The sequence below is a fragment of the Psychroflexus salinarum genome, from assembly GCF_042677225.1.
In the GTDB taxonomy this organism is placed as follows: domain Bacteria; phylum Bacteroidota; class Bacteroidia; order Flavobacteriales; family Flavobacteriaceae; genus Psychroflexus; species Psychroflexus salinarum.
Genome location: NZ_JBHTIV010000007.1, coordinates 67,798 through 87,631 on the forward strand (window position 1 = coordinate 67,798; position 19,834 = coordinate 87,631).

The 19,834-nt window shown below is 35.7% G+C and carries 16 protein-coding genes; 11 read left to right on the top strand and 5 right to left on the bottom strand.

From position 1 onward, the window contains the following. The first annotated feature begins 43 nt into the window (after positions 1-43). From ACFQ0R_RS07165 to ACFQ0R_RS07175, 3 genes are all read left to right on the top strand, one after another. Positions 44-2,881, top strand: a complete 2,838-nt coding sequence (locus ACFQ0R_RS07165; RefSeq protein ID WP_379657699.1) for a TonB-dependent receptor — start codon at positions 44-46, stop codon at positions 2,879-2,881. Between the two features lie 118 nt (positions 2,882-2,999). Beyond that, a complete protein-coding gene (locus tag ACFQ0R_RS07170) occupies positions 3,000-3,686 on the top strand; it encodes a response regulator transcription factor (protein WP_379657700.1) in 687 nt (228 codons plus the stop codon). Further along, positions 3,683-4,762 carry a sensor histidine kinase gene (locus ACFQ0R_RS07175; RefSeq protein WP_379657701.1) on the top strand — a complete coding sequence of 360 codons (1,080 nt, stop codon included), beginning with the start codon at positions 3,683-3,685 and terminating at the stop codon, positions 4,760-4,762. Before ACFQ0R_RS07170 ends, ACFQ0R_RS07175 begins: the two co-directional genes overlap by 4 nt. Here the strand turns inward: ACFQ0R_RS07175 and ACFQ0R_RS07180 are convergent. Beyond that, a complete protein-coding gene (locus ACFQ0R_RS07180; RefSeq protein WP_379657702.1) occupies positions 4,701-5,762 on the bottom strand; it encodes a glycosyltransferase in 1,062 nt (353 codons plus the stop codon). The two genes, ACFQ0R_RS07175 and ACFQ0R_RS07180, sit on opposite strands and share 62 nt — an antisense overlap. 59 nt (positions 5,763-5,821) lie before the next feature. Between ACFQ0R_RS07180 and trmB the strand changes: the two genes are divergently transcribed. The 4 genes from trmB (at position 5,822) to ACFQ0R_RS07200 (ending at position 11,260) form a co-directional block, all read left to right on the top strand. Further along, complete coding sequence (gene trmB, locus ACFQ0R_RS07185) at positions 5,822-6,499, top strand: tRNA (guanosine(46)-N7)-methyltransferase TrmB (RefSeq protein WP_379657703.1); 678 nt, start codon at positions 5,822-5,824, stop codon at positions 6,497-6,499. Positions 6,500-6,502: 3 nt separating this feature from the next. After that, a complete protein-coding gene (locus tag ACFQ0R_RS07190) occupies positions 6,503-7,126 on the top strand; it encodes a LysE family translocator (protein WP_379657704.1) in 624 nt (207 codons plus the stop codon). Between the two features lie 3 nt (positions 7,127-7,129). Then, a complete protein-coding gene (locus ACFQ0R_RS07195; protein ID WP_379657705.1) occupies positions 7,130-7,471 on the top strand; it encodes an MGMT family protein in 342 nt (113 codons plus the stop codon). A gap of 384 nt (positions 7,472-7,855) precedes the next feature. Beyond that, positions 7,856-11,260 (top strand): hypothetical protein, encoded by a 3,405-nt coding sequence (locus tag ACFQ0R_RS07200; RefSeq protein ID WP_379657706.1) that lies wholly within the window; start codon positions 7,856-7,858, stop codon positions 11,258-11,260. On the opposite strand, the gene ACFQ0R_RS07205 is transcribed toward ACFQ0R_RS07200, so the two are convergent. Next, the gene (locus ACFQ0R_RS07205; RefSeq protein ID WP_379657707.1) at positions 11,257-12,783 is read right to left on the bottom strand and encodes a lytic transglycosylase domain-containing protein; all 1,527 of its coding nucleotides are present in this window, start codon (positions 12,781-12,783) and stop codon (positions 11,257-11,259) included. The genes ACFQ0R_RS07200 and ACFQ0R_RS07205 overlap by 4 nt on opposite strands. 139 nt (positions 12,784-12,922) lie before the next feature. Between ACFQ0R_RS07205 and ACFQ0R_RS07210 the strand changes: the two genes are divergently transcribed. Continuing rightward, the gene (locus tag ACFQ0R_RS07210) at positions 12,923-13,966 is read left to right on the top strand and encodes a 2Fe-2S iron-sulfur cluster-binding protein (RefSeq protein ID WP_379657708.1); all 1,044 of its coding nucleotides are present in this window, start codon (positions 12,923-12,925) and stop codon (positions 13,964-13,966) included. Here the strand turns inward: ACFQ0R_RS07210 and ACFQ0R_RS07215 are convergent. Both ACFQ0R_RS07215 and ACFQ0R_RS07220 read right to left on the bottom strand, forming a co-directional pair. Beyond that, positions 13,963-14,355, bottom strand: coding sequence for a DUF2721 domain-containing protein (locus ACFQ0R_RS07215; RefSeq protein WP_379657709.1), 393 nt, complete (start codon positions 14,353-14,355; stop codon positions 13,963-13,965). The genes ACFQ0R_RS07210 and ACFQ0R_RS07215 overlap by 4 nt on opposite strands. Before the next feature lie 64 nt (positions 14,356-14,419). Then, the gene (locus ACFQ0R_RS07220; protein ID WP_379657710.1) at positions 14,420-16,687 is read right to left on the bottom strand and encodes a TonB-dependent receptor; all 2,268 of its coding nucleotides are present in this window, start codon (positions 16,685-16,687) and stop codon (positions 14,420-14,422) included. A 107-nt stretch (positions 16,688-16,794) separates the two neighbouring features. On the opposite strand from ACFQ0R_RS07220, the gene ACFQ0R_RS07225 reads away from it, so the two are divergent. From ACFQ0R_RS07225 to ACFQ0R_RS07235, 3 genes are all read left to right on the top strand, one after another. After that, positions 16,795-17,448 (top strand): metal-dependent transcriptional regulator, encoded by a 654-nt coding sequence (locus ACFQ0R_RS07225; protein ID WP_379657711.1) that lies wholly within the window; start codon positions 16,795-16,797, stop codon positions 17,446-17,448. A gap of 2 nt (positions 17,449-17,450) precedes the next feature. Beyond that, a complete protein-coding gene (locus tag ACFQ0R_RS07230; RefSeq protein WP_379657712.1) occupies positions 17,451-18,272 on the top strand; it encodes a ZIP family metal transporter in 822 nt (273 codons plus the stop codon). 259 nt (positions 18,273-18,531) lie between these two features. Continuing rightward, complete coding sequence (locus ACFQ0R_RS07235) at positions 18,532-18,963, top strand: hypothetical protein (RefSeq protein WP_379657713.1); 432 nt, start codon at positions 18,532-18,534, stop codon at positions 18,961-18,963. Between the two features lie 3 nt (positions 18,964-18,966). Here the strand turns inward: ACFQ0R_RS07235 and ACFQ0R_RS07240 are convergent, their stop codons facing one another. Next, positions 18,967-19,563, bottom strand: a complete 597-nt coding sequence (locus ACFQ0R_RS07240; RefSeq protein ID WP_379657714.1) for a lipoprotein signal peptidase — start codon at positions 19,561-19,563, stop codon at positions 18,967-18,969. Positions 19,564-19,834 lie beyond the last annotated feature (271 nt).

Below are 19,834 nucleotides of genomic sequence, written 5' to 3' on the forward strand. Positions count from 1 at the left end.
TTTCAAGCCGGGCAATATTATTATAATTTACAATACTAAAACTATGATTAGATTTTTTAAGATTACATCAATTCTAATTTTTGGCTTAAGCCTATTTTCAGCTTCTGCACAAAACGGTAAGATTGAAGGAAAGATTTTAGATGGAGAATTAGATGATATTTTACCATTTGCTAATGTTACTATAGTCGGCACCAGTAAAGGAAGTACCTCAGACTTTGACGGCTTATACTCCATTGATGTTGAACCTGGTACGTATACAGTTTCATTTTCTTTTGTGGGCTATCAAACTAAAGAAATTACTGAGGTAGTGGTCAAAGAAAATGAAACCACACGACTTGATGTAACTTTAAAATCAGCAGCCGATAGTCTCCAGGAGGTTATTGTAACTACTACTGCAAGAAGAAATACAGAAGCTTCAGTTTTAAACTTACAAAGAAAGTCAGTGAAAGTTTCTGATGGTTTATCTTTTGAAGGTATGAAACGAACCGGAGCTAGTAATGTAGCAGCAGCAGTTAAGAATATTCCAGGAGTTTCCGTACAAGGAGGTAAGTACGTTTTTGTGAGAGGACTTGGCGACAGGTATACGAAATCTATTCTGAATGGTATGGATATACCAGGACTAGATCCTGATAGGAATACATTACAAATGGACGTAATACCTTCGAATATTATTGAAAATATAATCGTTTCTAAAACTGCTACTGCAGATATGCCGGCAGATTTTACTGGCGGAGTAGTTGATATTGTGACTAAAGATTTCCCATCGCGCGAAACTTATAGCGTGAGTGCTGGTGGTTCATATAATTTTGACATGCATTTCAACTCAGATTATTTACAAGGCAATACTTCATCAACAGACTTCATAGGAATAGATAATGGGGACAGAGATCTTCCAATTCCTGAAACTTTAGATATACCTGCCCCGGTTGGTAGAGGTGTGAATAGAGATGGTCTAAGTGTGACCGATGTGACCAATCGTTTTGATAAAAAACTTGCTGCCGATAGAACGACAAGTCCTGCCAATTTCAATTTGAGTTTGTCTGCAGGAAATAGCTATGACGTTGGTGAAAAAAACAATAAATTTGGTTACTTAGCTAATGTATCTTATAGAAATACAACTGAATATTTTGAGCAACTGGAGCAAAATTTCTTCTTCAAACCTATTTCTTTGTCAGAAACTGAATTGACGCCAAACAGGACTCAATCTGGTGATGTTGGAATCAATAATGTTTTAGTAAGCGGTTTAGCAGGTCTATCTTTTAAAACCGATAAATCTAAATACAGCTTTAATGTACTTCACCTTCAAAATGGAATTTCGAGAGCAGGTAAATTTAGAACCTTCACCTTTATCCAAGATGATATTGAAGTGGTAAGAGATAACCTAGAATATACAGAGAAGTCTATTACTAATTTTAATCTTTCTGGGTCTCACGTTAATGAAGACGCTTCATGGGAAATAGACTGGGCACTATCTCCAAGTTTCTCAAACATCAATGATAAGGATGTAAGAGTTACGCCTTTTGAAGTTATTGGTGAAAATCAATTTTCAATTCGTCCAAGTACTGCTGGAGCACCACAACGTCTATGGAGAGATCTCGAAGAAATAAATTTAGCTGGTAAATTAGATCTTACAAAAAAACACGAACTTTTTGGAAAATCTGCAAGTTTAAAATTTGGTACTGCTTACACTTACAAACAGAGAGACTTCAGAATTAATAATTACAATATTTTAATTAAAGGTTCAAGCAACACACCAGTAAATGGAAATGCTGACAACCTTTTACTCACAGAAAATATTTGGGTGCCAGAGACAAATAGCGGAACTTATATTCAAGGAAATTTTGAGCCAGCTAATAATTTTGAATCATATTCTAATGTTGCTGCAGCTTATGTTTCTGAAGAATTTAAAATCACAGAGAAGCTTAAAAGTGTCTTAGGTTTAAGATTTGAAAATTACCAGTTAAACTATACGGGTGTTAACAATCAAGGTACAATCGATTTGGATGATGAGCAGATTTTAAATGAAGCTGATTTTTTCCCATCGGCAAATTTAATTTATGCTTTGAATGATGAAACTAATCTAAGAGCATCTTATTACGAGACAACTGCAAGACCGTCTTTTAAAGAAGCGTCTATTGCTCAAATATTTGATCCATTAAGTGATATAACTTTCATTGGTAATATAGACATACTACCTTCTTATATCAATAACTTTGATGTGAGGTACGAGCGTTATGGAGATAACGGTCAACTTTTTGCAGTAAGTGCTTTTTATAAGGCGTTTAGCGATCCAATAGAATTAGTAGCATTTCCTGAAGCTCCCAATAACTTGCAACCTCAGAATGTAAATTCTGCAGATGTTTATGGAGCTGAATTAGAAATAAGAAAAAACTTTGGTTTTATCACTGAAGGGTTAAGTAAGTTTAGTGTTAATGCTAACTTTTCTTATATAGAGTCTGTAGTGAAAATGTCTCAGCAAGAATTTGAATCCAGACAACTTGCTGCCAGAGATGGTCAAACTATAGACAACGAAAGAGACCTGCAAGGTCAGTCACCTTACCTTATAAATGTAGGGTTAAGATACGACGATAATGAAAAAGGATGGCAAGGTGGTTTGTTTTATAATGTTCAGGGTGAGACGCTTGAAGTTGTAGGTATTAGAAACGTTCCGGATGCCTATACTCAGCCATTTCATAACATGAGTTTTAGATTGTCCAAAGCTTTTGGAGATGAAAAGCAGTCTTCAGTTAACTTCGGATTTAGTAATATTCTGAATGACGTCATTGAAACAAATTACAATTCATTTCAAGCTGAGTCTAGAATTTATTCACGTAGAGATCCAGGGCAGCAAATCTCATTAGGATACTCATATAGTTTTTAATTGTTTTGATATTTAGCCAAAAAAGCTGCTCCAGACGGAGCAGCTTTTTTTGTGACTTATTCTTAACTTTAAGCTAATATTCAAAACCTTAAATTTGTAACTAACAAAATTAAAATTCATGAAAAAATCCGACATCACTATTCTCGTTGTGGATGATGATCCAGATATATTGGAAATCTTAAGCTATAACTTAAATGCTGAAGGCTACAAAGTGGTCACAGCCGAAAACGGCGTCGAAGCAGTTAAAAAAGCTAAGAAGAAAAAGCCTCACTTGGTGATTTTAGATGTCATGATGCCAGAAATGGATGGGATAGAGGCTTGTGAACAGATTCGTGAGACGAAAGGCCTGGAAAACACCCTTATCACGTTTTTAACTGCAAGAGGTGAAGACTATTCTCAAGTGGCAGGATTTGACGCTGGCGCCGATGATTATATCACCAAGCCAGTAAAACCAAAAGTATTGATGAGTAAAGTCAAGGCTTTGTTAAGACGATTCAAGTCTGACGCTTCAGAATCAAATATTTACGAAATAGGTGATATTACAATCAATCGTGATGAGTATAAAATTACAAGCAAAGGAACAGAGATGACCTTGCCCAGAAAAGAATTTGAATTACTATCTTTACTCACTTCAGAGCCAAACAAAGTTTTCAAAAGAGATGATATTTTGAATACAGTTTGGGGGAATGAAGTGGTCGTTGGTGGAAGAACTATCGATGTCCATATTCGTAAATTAAGAGAAAAATTGGGCGACGACAAATTCAAGACTGTAAAAGGCGTTGGCTATAAGTTTGTTCATGAATGAGTAGAAAATTCAAAAGATCATATAAGTTTGCTCTCAATACTTCAACCTATATCACTGTTTTTTTAACAGGCCTTATCACATTATACGAGTATATTCAACTAGAAGTCAATTTGGCTTCTATTTTTGTTTTTGCTCTGGTGTGCTTTATTTTTTCTTTTTTCATCATTCAACTTAGAATTGAGTTCTTTATTTATAAACGCGTAAAATCTATTTATGATAGCGTCTCTTTACTTGATCAGTCAACCCTAGGGAGCCAGCGCTCTACTTCAGATATGAAAACACTTACAGAAGAAGTGGAAAGGTTTGCTAAAGGTAAAAAGCTTGAGATTGAAACATTAAAAGTAAGAGAAAACTACAGGAAGGAGTTTATAGGGAATGTCTCTCATGAGCTTAAAACACCACTTTTTACCGTTCAGGGCTATATTCTTACACTTTTGGATGGAGCTATAAAAGATAAAAAAGTCAGAAAAAAATACCTGACGAGAGCAAGTAAAGGTGTAGATAGATTGATTTATATTGTGAAAGATCTCGACATGATTACGAAGCTGGAAACTGGAGATCTTAACCTTTATATTGAAACCTTTGACCTCGTAGAACTCGTGAAAGGTGTTTTTGAATTGCTGGAAATGAAGTCAGCCAAAAAAGAAATCAGCCTTAATTTTGACAAGGAGTATTCTCCAATTTATGTAGAAGGTGATAAAGAGCGTATCCAGCAAGTGGTGACCAATCTTATTGTCAATTCTATAAAGTACGGCAAAAAAGGAGGAACTTCAGAAATAAGTTTTGAAGAGTTGAAGAACTCGAAAATTATGCTTCGTGTTACCGATAACGGGGAAGGAATTGAGAAGGAACACATTCCTAGACTTTTTGAGCGATTCTTTAGAGTAGATAAAACGGGATCCAGGCGTGAAGGTGGTTCTGGTTTAGGACTTTCTATTGTAAAGCATATTATTGAGGCTCACAATGAACAAGTCCTTGTAGACAGCGTTTATGGCATAGGCAGTGAATTTTCTTTTACACTTCCAAAGTCTGACGAAATCCAGGAAGAGGAAACTGATGAATCTCTTCTGAATTAAATCCAGAATAAAACTTTAATTTATTGAGGTCTGTAGTTTTAAAATCTTCTTGAGAAGAGAAAGGTGCGATTTTAAATTCTTCCAATCGCTTGGCTAGGTATTCCTGTTCCCCTTGATGAGGTGTTGGAATGAAAAATACTTTTTTGCCAAGGCAAGCCATATCCATTACAGAAGAATATCCAGATCTGCAAATCACAAGCTTTGATCTGCAGACCAATTTATTGAGATCTTCAGATTTTAAATGGTTATAAAAACTAAGATGAGGTTGATTTTTTAATTGTTCTTGATCGTAAACACCACGTACAATTACACATTTCTTAGATTTTAAACTTGAAAATGTTTGAATTAATTTTTCCTCAAAGTTGCTTCGAAGTGGTTCCGGTCCTGAAATAACAGCTAAGTAATCAATGTCTTCTTCACTTTTAAGCTTTTTAAATTTGCTTAATACACCTATTTTTTTAGTTGGTATTTTAATCCAGCGAGACTGACTCAATACTCCGCTCAAATCTGGAGTAGTATCTGTGTCTGGAATCCAAACCTCGTCGTATCGGTTGTGGTATTTCGCATTGAAATAGGAAGAGCTTAAGGAAAACAAACCCGCTTTAAACTGAAGTTGGTGAGAAATAATGACTGATTTTACTTCAGTTGAAAAAGCTCCAAATCTATGATCTGAAATAATCAAGTCAACTTGATGCTTTTTAACGTAAGCCTCAACTAGTGCTTCATCTTTTTCAGCCCTTTTCTTCAATCCATTTCCTTGAAGTATCAACTTCAGATAAAAGAAAAATCCAGAAGTAGAGTAGGTGACTTTACTCGAATTTAACTCCAAAACGTTAAGCTCTGGAAATTCATCTTTCAGCAGGAGAAGCGCATCCCCATCTGAAGCTACACTTACCTTACAGCCTTGTTGTAAAAAATAATGGATAATAGGTACACATCTACTAGCGTGGCCTAAACCCCAATTAAGAGGAGAAACTAGAATATGGGTTGGGAAGTCCAAAATAGAAGTTTTTGAGTATTGGTAAAATTAGTTAATTTTACACGAAAATTTCAGTAAAAGTGGGGAGTAAAAACAAGTTAAAGAGATTTAAAGACAACGAGGTTTTCGATAATGTAGTTCAGCCTACTCGATCTGAAATTGTAGATGATACTTACGAGTATAAAGGAAAGTGGAAACAAGAGTTTTTTAAAAACGACAATCCATTGATTTTAGAACTGGGTTGTGGAAAAGGTGAATATACCGTTGGTTTAGCCAAAAGAAATCCTGAGTGCAATTTTTTGGGGATTGATATAAAAGGAGCAAGGTTTTGGAGAGGTGCTAAAACGGCACTAGAAGAAGATATACCCAACGTAGGTTTTCTAAGAACTCAAATAGAACTTGTCGATCAGGTTTTTGAGGAAGGCGAAGTGGACGAAATCTGGATTACATTTCCAGACCCACAGATCAAATGGAAACGAACAAAACATAGAATGACCAATCCAGATTTCCTGGATAAATATAAAAGAATACTAACCAAGGAAGGCATCATCCATTTGAAAACCGATAGTGAATTTATGCACGGATACACTTTAGGAATTTTAGAAGGGTTAGGTCATGATATAATTTATGCTCATCACGATATTTATGTGAATCACGAGGCGCCAGAAGAAGTTGTGGGGATTCAAACCTTTTATGAACAACAGTACTTAGATATAAAGAAATCCATTACTTATTTGAAATTTAGACTAAAGCCATAACATTTGGAGGATTTACAAATTTACATTTATACCTATTTAGCGGCTTTAGTTGGAGTTATTCCTCCAGGTCTTGTCAATATGAGCGTAGCAAAGACCTGCTTGGAAAAAGGAAGGCGTAATGGGGTTTTGATGGCCTTTGGTGCTTCTTTAGTAGTTTTTTTTCAAGCGCTTCTGGCTGTTTTAATCTCTAAATATATTTTCTCGAATCCTTATGTAAAGAGCATGTTCCTCAAAACCGGGATTGCGATTTTAATTCTGATGTTCATTTATTTTTTATTGTCTGCCAATCGAAAAAAAACTCAACAGAATATCAAAAAACGTACAGGTACTAAGAGTTTCTTTAAAGGTATTTTAGTTTCAGGGCTCAATATCTTTCCTATTCCTTATTTTGTTCTTATTGGAACTTTACTGACCAATAACTTCAAAATTACTTTTACGATTTACGACGATTTAATTTTTGCTTTGAGTGCGGCTTTGGGTACATTTACTACATTGTATTTTTATATCATTTTCATCATGAAAATCGACGGTAAGACAGAGCTCTTTAAGAGATACTCCAACTACTTTATGGCAGCACTCATGTTGGTTCTTATCATCATTACTATTGCAAGATTGTCTAATATGTAAAACATGGCTAGATCAGATTTTTTTGAAAAAGTCTACAGCATTGTTGCTCAAATCCCTGAAGGTAGAGTGACAAGTTATGGAGCTATAGCCAAAGCTATTGGCGCAGCCAAGAGTTCTCGGACAGTCGGTTATGCAATGAATGCTTGTGTGAAGCTTGATCAAGACCTTCCTGCACATAGAGTTGTAAATAGAAATGGAGTTCTGACAGGCAAACATCACTTCCCTGGTCATGATACTATGCAGCGGCTTTTAGAGGAGGAAGGTTTGGAGATTGCGAATGATAAAATAAAAAATTTCAAATTTTATTTTTGGGAACCTCATGTAAATGAAGGGTTTGAGGTTTAATTTTTTATTTATAGAAATTTTAGCTTTTAAATTGTTTTGAAAATACAACAATAACTATATATTTGTGTCAGGATGAAGTTTTTCATAATAGATTGGTTAATTAGCAAAGCCTCGGATTCATAACCGAGGCTTTGTGTTTTATAAACATCCCTAGCTTCAGATTACATTCCCAAAAAACCATAATTTTTTTAAAAAAATTGCCGTAATTATTTAATTAATGCTTTATATTAGCGTTTTAATAAATTTTTCATAATAGATTTATTAATTATTAGGTAAGCCCCAGATTCATAACTGGGGCTTTTTATTTTTTCCAAACTTTTTTAACTTCAAATTACTTTCTCTTAAGCCTATAAAATATTTTAGTAAAGCTTTAGTTTTACACCTATGAGGCGTTATCTTCTATTTGTCTTTTTATGTTGTGGAGCTAGTTCACTTTTGGCACAGTCTGGATTGGTCACTAAAACAGTAAGGCTCCAGGATACTATTCAGTTAGAAGGAGTCAGCATAAGCCCGTTTCAGTTTAAACTCCAGACTATGGATAGCTTGGAAGTTGAATCTACTCTTTATAGTGTTGATTTTCCGGCAGCTCAACTCATTCCTTTTTCAGAATTGAAAAGAACTCAAGACAGCTTGATAGTGACTTACTTTAAATATCCGGAATTTCTAACCAAAACTTATAAAGCCTTAGACGAAAGTCTAATTATTGATACTAGTGATCCTGTTGATAATTTATATGAATTACAGCAACAACGTCAACCCAGTAATTTTGTCCCTTTCGCTGGTCTTAATACAAGCGGAAGTATATCAAGAGCTATAAGTGTAGGTGACAATCAAAATGCTGTAGTAAGGTCTGAACTTGATTTGCAGATTTCTGGAAAGATTTCAGAAAATGTAACATTGAAAGCTTCTATTCAAGATGATAACGCCCCTACTCAGTCTGGCGGATATACGCAACAACTAGATGAATTCGACCAGATTTTTATTGAATTGGAATCTGAAAAATGGAGAATTCGTGCTGGTGATATAGACTTAATAGAAACTGAATCTTTTTTTGCATCATATACCAAGCGCGTGCAAGGCTTATTCCTCTCTGCAGATTTAGGTAATGAAAAAAGAGAAACTGAAGTTTATACAGCTGGTGCTTTGGTAAGAGGGGTTTTTACAAGAAGCGAATTAACCGCTCAAGAGGGTAATCAAGGGCCGTATAAACTCGTGGGTCAAAACGGTGAACTCTATGTCTTAATAGTTTCGGGAAGTGAAGACGTGTATGTGAATGGAAGACTTTTGACCAGAGGGGAAAATGAAGACTATTTAATAGATTATAATGCTGGCGAAATCATTTTCAATTCTACTTTTCCTATTACTTCTGAAATGCGAATCGTAGTAGAATATCAGGTTTCCGATAGGAATTTTTCCAGAATCGTCGCCACCACAGGATCTCGATTTAGGTCAGAGTCACTTCAGCTGAATGGTTTTCTTTATAATGAAAATGATCTTAAAAATCAGCCATTGCAGCAAAGTCTCACAGATGAGCAAGTGAATGTTTTGGAGGATGCTGGAGACAATCAAAACCAAATGTTTGCACCAAGTGCAGTTCCTGCTGAGTATTCAGAGAACAGGATTTTATATGAAAAAGAACTTCGTGATGGAAGAGAGGTTTTTGTGTTTTCCAATGATCCTGAAGCTGAATTATTCAATGTTCGATTCACCAACCTTGGAGCGAATCAAGGAAATTATATCCTTTCCAGCCAGGACGCAATTGCAAATATTTATGAATATGTTTCTCCTGTCGATGGTATTCCTCAGGGTAATTTTGAACCCGTCGTAAGGCTTTTTGCTCCTGCCAAACTTCAAATTGCTATGCTCAATGGCATATATTCTCCTTCAGAAAAAACAACTGTTCAGTTTGAAGTTGCTGCGAGTAATAATGATGAAAATTTATTTTCAGAACTAGATCAAGGTGATAATCGAGGATTGGCTTCTCAGTTCTCTGTAAACCAAACTTTATACAGGCAAGGTGCCGATAAGAAGCTGGATGTCTTCGGGAATTTGAATTTTATAGAAGATACTTACACGAGTATTGAACGTCTTTATAATGTTGAATTTACAAGAGATTGGAATCTTTTCAACCCAGCTGGAGATCAAATATTTTTTGATACTGGATTTAATTTTAGAAATAATTTAGAAAGTAACACGCAGTATCACTTCCAGCGACTCGAATATTCAAATGATTTCTTAGGTGAAAAACATTCTATAAGCGCTAGACAAGTTCAGAATAAATTCAGAATTGATGCTAGTGCAAGTTATATGAAAAGTGAATCTTCATTTCTAGACTCAAAATTTGCTAGAGCAAGTGTTTCTGGAATTTATGATTTCGGGAAATTTTGGTCAGGATTGCGTTACAACCTGGAAGATAACCAGGAATCGAGAGTTGAAAACAATGAGTTTACACCTAATACTCAGCGATTTGCTAGTTACGAAGTCTTTTCTGGAGTGGGGGATTCAACAAACGTTTACGTAGAGCTTGGTTATAGGTATCGGGAAAATGATAGTTTACGAGATAATATTTTGCAACGTGTAAACACCTCTGCTAATTACTTTGTGAGATCTCAATTAATTAATTCTCAATCCACCAAACTTAGAGTGTTTGCCAATCTCAGGAACCTGGAATTTAATGAGCAGAACCGAGCTGATGAACAAAGTTTGAACTCTAGAGTAACCTATTCTCAAAACTTATGGGATAGACTTGTCAATTTAAACACAACTTATGAAACCAATAGCGGAAGTATTGCACAGCAAGAATTTACTTATCTCGAAGTCGAGCCTGGACAAGGTCAATACACATGGATAGATTACAATGAAAATGGAGTCCAAGAGTTGAATGAATTTGAAGTTGCTCAATTCCAAGATGAAGGACGATTTGTAAGAATATTACTGCCAAACCAAATTTTTGTAAGGACAAATCAAACTCGATTTAGTCAACAACTAACATTGAATTTTCAAACCTGGCAAAATAAAGAAGGCTGGAAAAAAATAGCTTCCAAATTTTATAATCAAACTTGGCTATTGCTGGATAAAAAGTTGAGGAAAGATAGAAATTCGCTTAGCCTGAATCCTTTTGGAGGACGTGAGGAGGATATTTTGGGAGAGAATACTACTTTCAGGAATATTTTATTTTTCAACAGGAGTCTTCAGAAATTTACTACCTCATATAATTTTACAAAGAATACAACTAAAAACTTGAGTATTTTGGGACTTCAGGAAAGTTCAAATCTTTTACATGAGCTTAAGTTTATTCACAAATTTCAAGAGAGTTGGTTGGTAACATTAACTCAGGACCTCAATTCTTCTGAAAGTTTTTCAGATCGATTTCAGAATAGAAATTTCGAAATTGAAGGTTTTACTTTGAATCCTAAGTTGTCTTATTTACTAGGTGACAAGCGTTTTGATATGTTTTATGAATTAGCTTCAAAAGAAAATCAAATTGGAGAACAAGAAGCTCTAAACCAGCAAACCTTTGGTTTGTCGTTTACGCTGAATAATGCTCAGAAGTATAGCATTAATGGTGAGGTAAATTATATTCAGAATAAATTTGAAGGAAGTGCATCTTCGCCAGTAGCTTATCAAATGTTGGAAGGCTTACTTCCAAATGATAACTTTACGTGGTCCCTATTTTTACAAAAGAAAATCACCGATTTCCTAGATCTTAATTTAACCTATTTTGGCAGGAAAAGCGAGAATTTGAATGCTGTCCATACAGGCAGTGTTCAGTTGAGAGCTTTCTTCTAGCTTTTGGATACTTTAAGCTTCATTCCTGGCTTTAACTGATTGTTGTTTAGTTTGTTGATAGACTTCAAGTCTTCAATGCTTATACCTGGATATTTTCTCGAAATTGTCCAAAGAGAGTCTCCAGGCTTAACTTTATAAAATTCGGTCTTATTTTCAGTTGAAGATTTGGCTGGAGTATTTTTAGACTGAGCTTCAACTAAAGCGTTTACATTTCTTGGATAGATGATAAGTTTTTGTCCGATGTTCAAATTGTTTCCTCTCAAATTATTCCAAGATCTTATTTGGCTCACACCAACTCCAAATTTCTCTGCAATTCTTCCTAGATAATCGCCGGACTTAACATAGTAATTAATTTTATCATCTGCCTTGTAATTTTTAGGTAGAGTCTCTTTGGCCTCAGCAAGACGCTCTTCTGCATATCCATAGATTTCATTTTCATTGGCCACAAATAGTCCTGATTTTTCGTAGGGAAGACGTAAATAATAAGACTTGTTTTTTTCAAAAGGAACAATTCCTAGCTTGTAGCTTGGGTTAAGAAATTCTAACAACTCTTTATCAGTTTGGGTAACTTTAGCCACATGATCTAAAGTAATAAGTTGCTTTACTTTTATGGTGTCGGTTCCGTAGTAGGTTGACTTTGGACGCTGAGGTTGGAACCCGTGCTCATCTGCATATTCGTAGAGATAAAGCATGGCTTGAAAAGACGGGACATAGCCAGCGGTTTCTCTTGGCAAATATCTTCTAAGTTTCCAGTAATTGGTTTCACCTCCACTACGGCGTATAGCCTTAGATACGTTTCCAGGTCCGGAATTGTAAGCAGCAAGAGCTAAATCCCAGTCATCAAACATATAGTATAATCTTTTCAAATACTTTGCTGCAGCTTTAGTTGAAGCTACAGGATCCATGCGTTCATCTACATAACTACTCACATCAAGATCGTACATTTTTCCCGTACTGTACATAAATTGCCATAAACCTGTGGCACCGACTCTTGATTTTGCTTGAGGATTCAAAGCAGATTCTACAAGGGCTAAATATTTCATTTCAAGGGGAACATCATGTTTGTCAAGCGTAGCTTCAAACATGGGAAAGTAAAACTTGCTAAGCCCCATAAGACGCTCAGTTCCTTCTTTCTCACGTCTTAAGAAATAACCAATGACACTTTCCAAACTTTCATTGTATTCAATATTGAATGGAGTCTTAGCGTTTAAAGTTGCTAAGCGTTCCTTTAAAAGTTCTGTAGGTATTTCTGTGATAACTACTTTGTTTTCCAGACTGTCTTTGATGACATTTTCTAAACGTCTCGAATAGCTTTGGTCTGTCAATTGTGTTCTCCATAAAGAATCCAATTTCATGGATTTTTGATAATCTTCCAAGATCAACTCCAGTGAATCTACCTTAATCTTATGCAGTTCTACCTTTCTTGCTGTTTGGGTTTTTATGTCTGGCGTTAAATTTTGCGCAGAACAAAAAGTTCCAAAGCTTAGGAAAAGTAAAGTGAAACGTAGAATATTTAGAGTCATAGAGGAATAGTATTAAGGTGGGCAAATGTAAATTGAAAAAGTGTAATTATAGATAAAAACTTAAAACCACATTAAAATATTGTTCAATGCTTAGGCTAATTCTTGTAGGGTTGTATTTTTAGCCCATAAATTAAATTAAATGGACAAATTTCATACACTTTCTGTAAAAGAAATCAACAGACAAACTGATAAAGCAGTAAACATCATTTTTGATGTTCCTTCTGAATTTGCTTCAGAATATAAATTTAAAGCAGGTCAATATTTGACTTTAGAAACCAAGATTGACGGGGAAGATGTGAGGCGCTCCTATTCTATTTCTTCTGAAGAAGGGAAGGAGTTGGGAATAGTTGTAAAAGCTATTCCTGACGGAAAATTTTCAAATTATGCCAATTCAGTTTTGTCTGAAGGTGACATAATTGAAGTGCATCCAGCTGAAGGGAAATTTCTTTTGCCCGAACAACTGGACGGTAAAACATTCTGTGCTTTTGCAGCTGGTAGCGGAATTACGCCAATCATGTCAATGATAAGAACCTTATTGTCTCAGTCTGAATCTGCTCAATTCGTTTTGGTTTACGGTAATAAATCTCCACAGCAAACAATTTTCCTGCAGGAATTATTGAGTCTTCAGAAAGAATATCCCAAGCGATTCTTTCCAGAATTCATCTATAGTGAAGTCAAAGAAGACAATTCCAGATTCGGTAGAATAGAACGGTCTACCGTCAATTATGTGATTAAGAATAAATATGAAGGTCTTGAGTTTTCAGAATTTTATCTCTGTGGTCCAGAGCCAATGATTGAAGCTGTGAGCGAAAGTCTAAAAGCTGCCGGTATCAATGAAGACAATATAAAATATGAATTGTTTTACACTGCCGAAGAGGGAAGTGTAGAGGCAAGCACAGATGGTAGAACTTCACTGAAAGTAATTGTCGATGATGAAGAGTTTGAACTCTCTATGGAACAAAGTGATGTGATTTTGGACGCTGTTTTAGCTCAGGATATCGATGCGCCTTATTCGTGCCAGGGAGGAATCTGTAGCTCTTGTGTCGCTAAAATTAAAGAAGGGACAGTGGAAATGAGAAAAAATCAAATCTTAACCGATGATGAACTTGAGGAAGGTTTAGTACTAACCTGCCAGGCGCAGCCAACTTCAGCAAAAGTACTTGTGGATTACGATGATATTTAATCGTTTTCTATATTCTTGAGTTGAATATTCAAAGCTTTCACACTGATTTGAATTTCTAAAATTGATAAAACCAGGGATATCATGAGCAACACCAGTGAAATTCCAAAGATGATGCTGCCTACTGTTTGCCAGGTTTCATAAATCGCAAACATGCTAACAACACAAAGCAAAAGAGAAGCGATGCCGAACAGTTGCATGTTCTTGATAAGGGTTACTCGCTTTTTTAAATTAGATATTTGGGCTTTAATATCTGTATCTGGATGATCTTGGTATTTTTGATGTAAGTTTCTTATGAGTCCGGCTATTGTCAAAAATCTGTTAGTATAAGCCAAAAGCAATAACGAAATCGCTGGGAAAAGTAATGCTGGAGTGGTCAAAGAAACTTCCATTGTAGAGTTATAATATTATTTAATCAAAGATAATTAGGCTTTACTGAAACAAACGAGAGAATCATCAAAACTTATACCTTAAATTAAGCGTTAGATTTCTTCCAGGACTTGGAATATTGAAGGCTCTCAATATAGATAAATGATCAACATAAGTTGCGTTAAACAAGTTTTGTAGAGCTACTGAAGCTTCAAGCTGATTTGCTTTTCCAAGAGTAAATGTTCTGTTTAAACCAATATCTACTAAAGTAAAACCAGGTGTTTCCTGTTCATTAAGACCTGGACGATCCTGCCTGGCTACCGTTCTTATTTTTGAATATAATGAAGTCCTTTGAAGTTTTCCAAATCCATAACTTACTTTCAGGTTAGCGTTATCTGGAGGGATAAAAGTTAGTGGTTCATCAAAATCTTGATTGTTTCCTCTTACTAAAGCTGCACCCAGATTGAATTTGAGATTTCGATTTTCTAAGGCGACATACTGTAAGTTGAGTTCACTCCCGTAAAGTTGGGCTTCCACTTGCTGGTATTCCCAAATTTGAAGGCCGGATTCAGCTTGAATTTCTCCTGAGTCTGCAAAGATGATATAGTTGTCCACTTGACTACCAAAAACAGACCAGTCTAGTCTAAACCTGTCCATAGTCAGACTATAATTAAAATCCAATTGGACACTTTGCTCACGTTCAAAATTGGCATTACCAATTTCAAACCTATTGGTGCCGGGGTGTTGACCGAAAGAATACAGCTCAGCTAAATCCGGGGAGCGAAAACCAGAGGAAAAGTTGGCTTTTAATTTTTGAGTCTCACTTAGGTTTTTTGTAATTCCAAATGAACCGGTGATACCGCCAAAGTTGGATTCCAAAGTTCTGCTCTCAGGTTCGCCAGGCAAGAGAAAGTTTGCGTCTACAAATTGTTCATCGCTTGCGTCTGCGTTGACGTGGCGATAATCGTATCGCAAGGCTCCTTGCAGGAAATAAGTTTTCCAATCCCAGTTGACCATATAGTAAACGCCATTTTCAGCATAATTGGCATTCGGAATTAATATTTCTTCTACTGGATTTTGGTTTTGATTTTTTAGGAAGTTTCCCTGTAAGCCAAAATTGTGAGTAAAGCGGCCTGTGTCAAAATTTAGTCTGGCATTGTAAAACGTGTTGTTTTGGTTGAGTCCTAAATCAACCTGATTGGGGTTACTTTCAATTTCCTTTCTATCATTAAAATGATGAGATACATGAAAAACAGACTCAAATTTTCCATGGTCGATTCTCTGATTATAAGATATCAAAACATCCATGACTTCCTGAAAAGGCAACTGCATATCTCTGTCATTTCTGGTGGTTGCATTAGAATTTTCCAGTTCGTCATCTCCGATGATCCCAAGATTTTGCATAGAATAAGAGATGGATAATTTATTGTCGAAGTTTTCTTTATCAATACCCACATGAACTCTTGCACTACTCATATTAAATCTGCTGTTGCCAATGATATCTCCGTCTCCAGATTCATAGTCGGCGTGATTTTCGTAGGCAAGGTTAGCCCCGAAGAAAAGATCATTTTTGAATTTTTGACCAACAGATCCATAGGTTCTTAATCCCTTGGAAACGGAGTTAAACGTTGTGCCTATGTTTCCAGAAAGTTCTTTTGAGTTTTTGTAAAACTCATCATCCTGAATCAAAATGACTCCGCCTAAAGCTCCTGATCCATAAAGTACAGAGGCAGGTCCTTTAATGACGTCGATGCGTTTCACGCCAAGGTCATTTACCCCAAGTCCATGGTCGGCACCCCATTGTTGATTTTCTAATTTATTGCCTTGAAAAATGGTGGCTACACGACTAAACCCAAGCCCCCGAATAAAGGGTTTTACAATTCCCTGGCCAAATTCAGCTCCATAAACACCAGGTACTTCACGAAGAATTCCCATAACCCCGGAAGGACTGCTTTTATTTTCAATTCGATCCATACTCACAGGTGTGTAGTTGTATGGTGTTTTCGAATTTAAGCCTGTTTGCTTGTCAATAATCACCACTTCTTCTAAGGTGTTGTTTTTTGGACGTAGTTGAAATTGAACACTAGTGATTTCCTCTGGTTTCACTTCTACCGACTCAATTAAGTCGATATAGCCTAATGAAGTTACTTTCAGTTTATAAGTTCCTACAGGTAAACTCTGAAACGAAAATGTATTATTCTGGTTTGTTATCGTGTAATTATTTTTTCCAATTATTTTAATAGTTGCTGATAATCCAGCTTCATCTTTAAAACTCACACTTCCTTCGATGCTCCCCGTTTGAGAGTAAGTTCCGAAACCAAGTATAAATAAGGCGGCCAAAAGATTATATTTCATTATTTATTAATTTAATTTTAGACAAAGCTAAAAATAATAATACTTAAAACTAAATATTTTATAAGATTAAATAAAATCATTACTTTTGTTAAACTTAAAATTGATTTATGTTTTCCTTATCTGAAGAAAATTATTTGAAAGCTATTTTTCATTTACAGAAACATTCCAAAGTTGGTGTAAGTACAAATGCATTAGCAGAAGAAATGCAAACCAAAGCTTCATCTGTAACTGACATGGTTAAAAAGCTATCGGATAAGAAGCTTGTGGTTTATGAAAAGTACCAAGGGGTTTATCTCTCAGACTCTGGCCGGGATACTGCTTTGCAAATCATAAGAAAGCACAGGTTGTGGGAAGTATTTCTGGTAGAGAAGCTCAATTTTTCTTGGGATGAAGTTCATGAAGTAGCTGAAGAATTGGAACATATCAAGTCAGAAAAATTAATTTTAGAGTTAGATAAATTCCTGAATTACCCCAAGCGAGATCCACATGGAGATCCTATTCCAGATGCTAAAGGTAACTTTCAGGTGGCTAATAAAACTTTGTTATCGGATTTGTCAAAAGGTGAAAAGGGAACTTTGGTTGGTGTAAAAGATACCTCTTCAGAATTTTTGAAATACTTAGATAAAAACAATATTGCTTTAGGAAAAACCATTGAGGTACTCGACAAGGAAGATTTTGACGGGTCTATGTTGTTAAAAATAGAAGATAAAACCTTGAGAGTTTCCACAATGGTAACAGTAAACATTTATATCAAAATTTAATTATGGAGAATATAATTTCTTTTTTTGAAGCTCAAGATCCTGTCATGGCGGCACTTATTGCCACCATTTTCACCTGGCTGGTTACGGGGTTGGGTGCTTCACTGGTGTTTTTCTTTAAATCCATGAACAGAAAAGTTTTTGACACTATGCTTGGTTTTACGGGAGGGGTGATGGTGGCTGCGAGTTTTTGGAGCTTGCTGGCTCCAGGGATTGAGATGAGCGATGGTGAAGGATTCATAAAAGTAATCCCTGCAGTTGTGGGGTTTGTGCTTGGAGCTATGTTTATTTTCGGTTTAGATAAAATTTTACCCCACTTGCATATCAATTTTAAAGAAAGCAGAAAAGAGGGGGTGAAGACCAAATGGCATAAATCAGTGTTACTCACGCTTGCGATTACCTTACATAACATTCCCGAAGGTTTGGCGGTTGGTGTGCTGTTTGGCGGAGCTGCGGCAGGACTAGAAGGAGCGAGTATCGGTGGTGCGGTTGCCCTGGCTATAGGAATAGGGTTACAAAATTTCCCAGAGGGCTTCGCAGTAGCCATGCCATTGCGTGGACTTGGACTTTCTCGCTGGAAAAGTTTTAATTATGGTCATTTGTCGGCTATAGTCGAGCCATTTGCTGCGGTACTAGGAGCCTGGGCAGTCTTGACTTTTGAACCGATTTTACCTTACGCTTTATGCTTTGCTGCAGGAGCTATGATATTTGTTGTTATAGAAGAAGTGGTTCCAGAATCACAGCAAGACCGAAATACCGATTTGGCAACACTAGGTTTTATAGGTGGTTTTGTAGTAATGATGATTTTGGATGTAGGCTTAGGGTAGAGTAGTGCTATCTTTTTAATAACTATTAAATTAAGATCTTAAGTGTGTCAAAATGCTCTATTCCATCTCTTTAAAGGAAGGAAACTAAATCAAGAGAGGAAATTCCCGCTATTTGATGAGTTGTCTTTTTTACGTCTAATTTAATTCATATTCATTATTTTTTTTCAATCACGGTTTACCTCTGAAAAAAAAAAACACAAGTGATCTATTAAGCTTTTTCTATTACCTTTAGTTTTGGAAATGTAAACCTGGACGACACATGAAATTTTACCTTTTAGTTATAAGTTTATTATCGCTATCGTTGAGTCTAAACGCTCAAAACTCAGAAGAAAATAAAAATACCACAGAAGAAGTTCAAGTTCCTGAGATTTTAACCAAACTAAAGCTGTTGGAACAGGTAGATATTGATGGATATAGGCTGAGTTTCAAAAGAGTGGTAAGTGATGGGAGGTGCCCAAAGAAAGTTACGTGTGTTTGGCCAGGGGAGGCTGATGTGATAATTGAAATTAATGATGGTTCTGAAACTGTTGCTAAGAAAATAACGATTCCGGCGTTAGGTTTCCATAAAGAGATTTTCTCTACTTCAACTCACATTGTTTATTTGAAAAATTTGGCACCTTATCCAGTAAATTCCGAAGATAAAATCGAAGCTTACCAGCTGTTGCTTAAAATTCAACCTAAGAAATCTTAGAATCTATTTCTTTGGGAATGCCTTTTTATTGAATACCAATAGAAGTCCAAACCCAGTACTTATTGCTGTGTCAGCAATGTTGAACACAGGTTCAAAAAACACAAATCGCTCACCGCCCCAGAAAGGAATCCAGTTGGGTAAGGTGTCATTATATAGCGGGAAATAAAGCATATCTACTACTTTTCCTTTCAGTAATTCGCCATAAGGTTCTTCAGCAAAAAGTGTAGCAATTTGACCTAAACTACTGTCGAAAATCACTCCGTAAAACACAGAATCAATGATATTACCAATCGCTCCGGCAAGAATTAAAGAAATGGAAATGATTAATATTTTTGGGGCTTTTTTTCTGACAGAATCCCACAGCCAGTAGCCAATAAAGAAAATAGCCACAATCCTAAAAGAAGTCAAAAGAATTTTACCGTAAGCTCCTGGAATCTTTGCTCCCCACGCCATACCGTCGTTCTCTACAAAAAGAATACGAAACCAGCCTAACACATCGACTTCTTCACCCAACATAAAATTGGTTTTGATATAAATTTTTGAAACTTGATCGATCACCAGAATGATGAGGATAAGAAGGGAAGCTTTCTTTAAAGACATAACATTAGTTTGAAAGCACAAAAATAGTTTTTTTATTGAATTGTGATTTTATTTTAAATGCTTTTGCTGGGTTGTTCCACAAGGCTTTCTTAAGCCATTATATTTTCAACAAATTTGAAATTAAATTTTTCTGATAAAAAATGTGAAGATGTACTTTGTGAAAAAAGTATTATTGTTAGTTTTTTTAGGTTTACTGATAAATTTATTTAAGTTTACGTCATAATTTTTTTAATCAATAGAAAAACATTTGATCTCTTTAGTTTTTATGAAA

Bases quoted from the DNA above. Each gene is read 5' to 3' on its own strand.
- ACFQ0R_RS07165 (WP_379657699.1), top strand. From the start codon at position 44: ATGATTAGATTTTTTAAGATTACATCAATTCTAATTTTTGGCTTAAGC.
- ACFQ0R_RS07170 (WP_379657700.1), top strand. From the start codon at position 3,000: ATGAAAAAATCCGACATCACTATTCTCGTTGTGGATGATGATCCAGAT.
- ACFQ0R_RS07175 (WP_379657701.1), top strand. From the start codon at position 3,683: ATGAGTAGAAAATTCAAAAGATCATATAAGTTTGCTCTCAATACTTCA.
- ACFQ0R_RS07195 (WP_379657705.1), top strand. From the start codon at position 7,130: ATGGCTAGATCAGATTTTTTTGAAAAAGTCTACAGCATTGTTGCTCAA.
- ACFQ0R_RS07200 (WP_379657706.1), top strand. From the start codon at position 7,856: ATGAGGCGTTATCTTCTATTTGTCTTTTTATGTTGTGGAGCTAGTTCA.
- ACFQ0R_RS07205 (WP_379657707.1), bottom strand. From the start codon at position 12,783: ATGACTCTAAATATTCTACGTTTCACTTTACTTTTCCTAAGCTTTGGA.
- ACFQ0R_RS07210 (WP_379657708.1), top strand. From the start codon at position 12,923: ATGGACAAATTTCATACACTTTCTGTAAAAGAAATCAACAGACAAACT.
- ACFQ0R_RS07215 (WP_379657709.1), bottom strand. From the start codon at position 14,355: ATGGAAGTTTCTTTGACCACTCCAGCATTACTTTTCCCAGCGATTTCG.
- ACFQ0R_RS07220 (WP_379657710.1), bottom strand. From the start codon at position 16,687: ATGAAATATAATCTTTTGGCCGCCTTATTTATACTTGGTTTCGGAACT.
- ACFQ0R_RS07225 (WP_379657711.1), top strand. From the start codon at position 16,795: ATGTTTTCCTTATCTGAAGAAAATTATTTGAAAGCTATTTTTCATTTA.
- ACFQ0R_RS07230 (WP_379657712.1), top strand. From the start codon at position 17,451: ATGGAGAATATAATTTCTTTTTTTGAAGCTCAAGATCCTGTCATGGCG.
- ACFQ0R_RS07235 (WP_379657713.1), top strand. From the start codon at position 18,532: ATGAAATTTTACCTTTTAGTTATAAGTTTATTATCGCTATCGTTGAGT.
- ACFQ0R_RS07240 (WP_379657714.1), bottom strand. From the start codon at position 19,563: ATGTCTTTAAAGAAAGCTTCCCTTCTTATCCTCATCATTCTGGTGATC.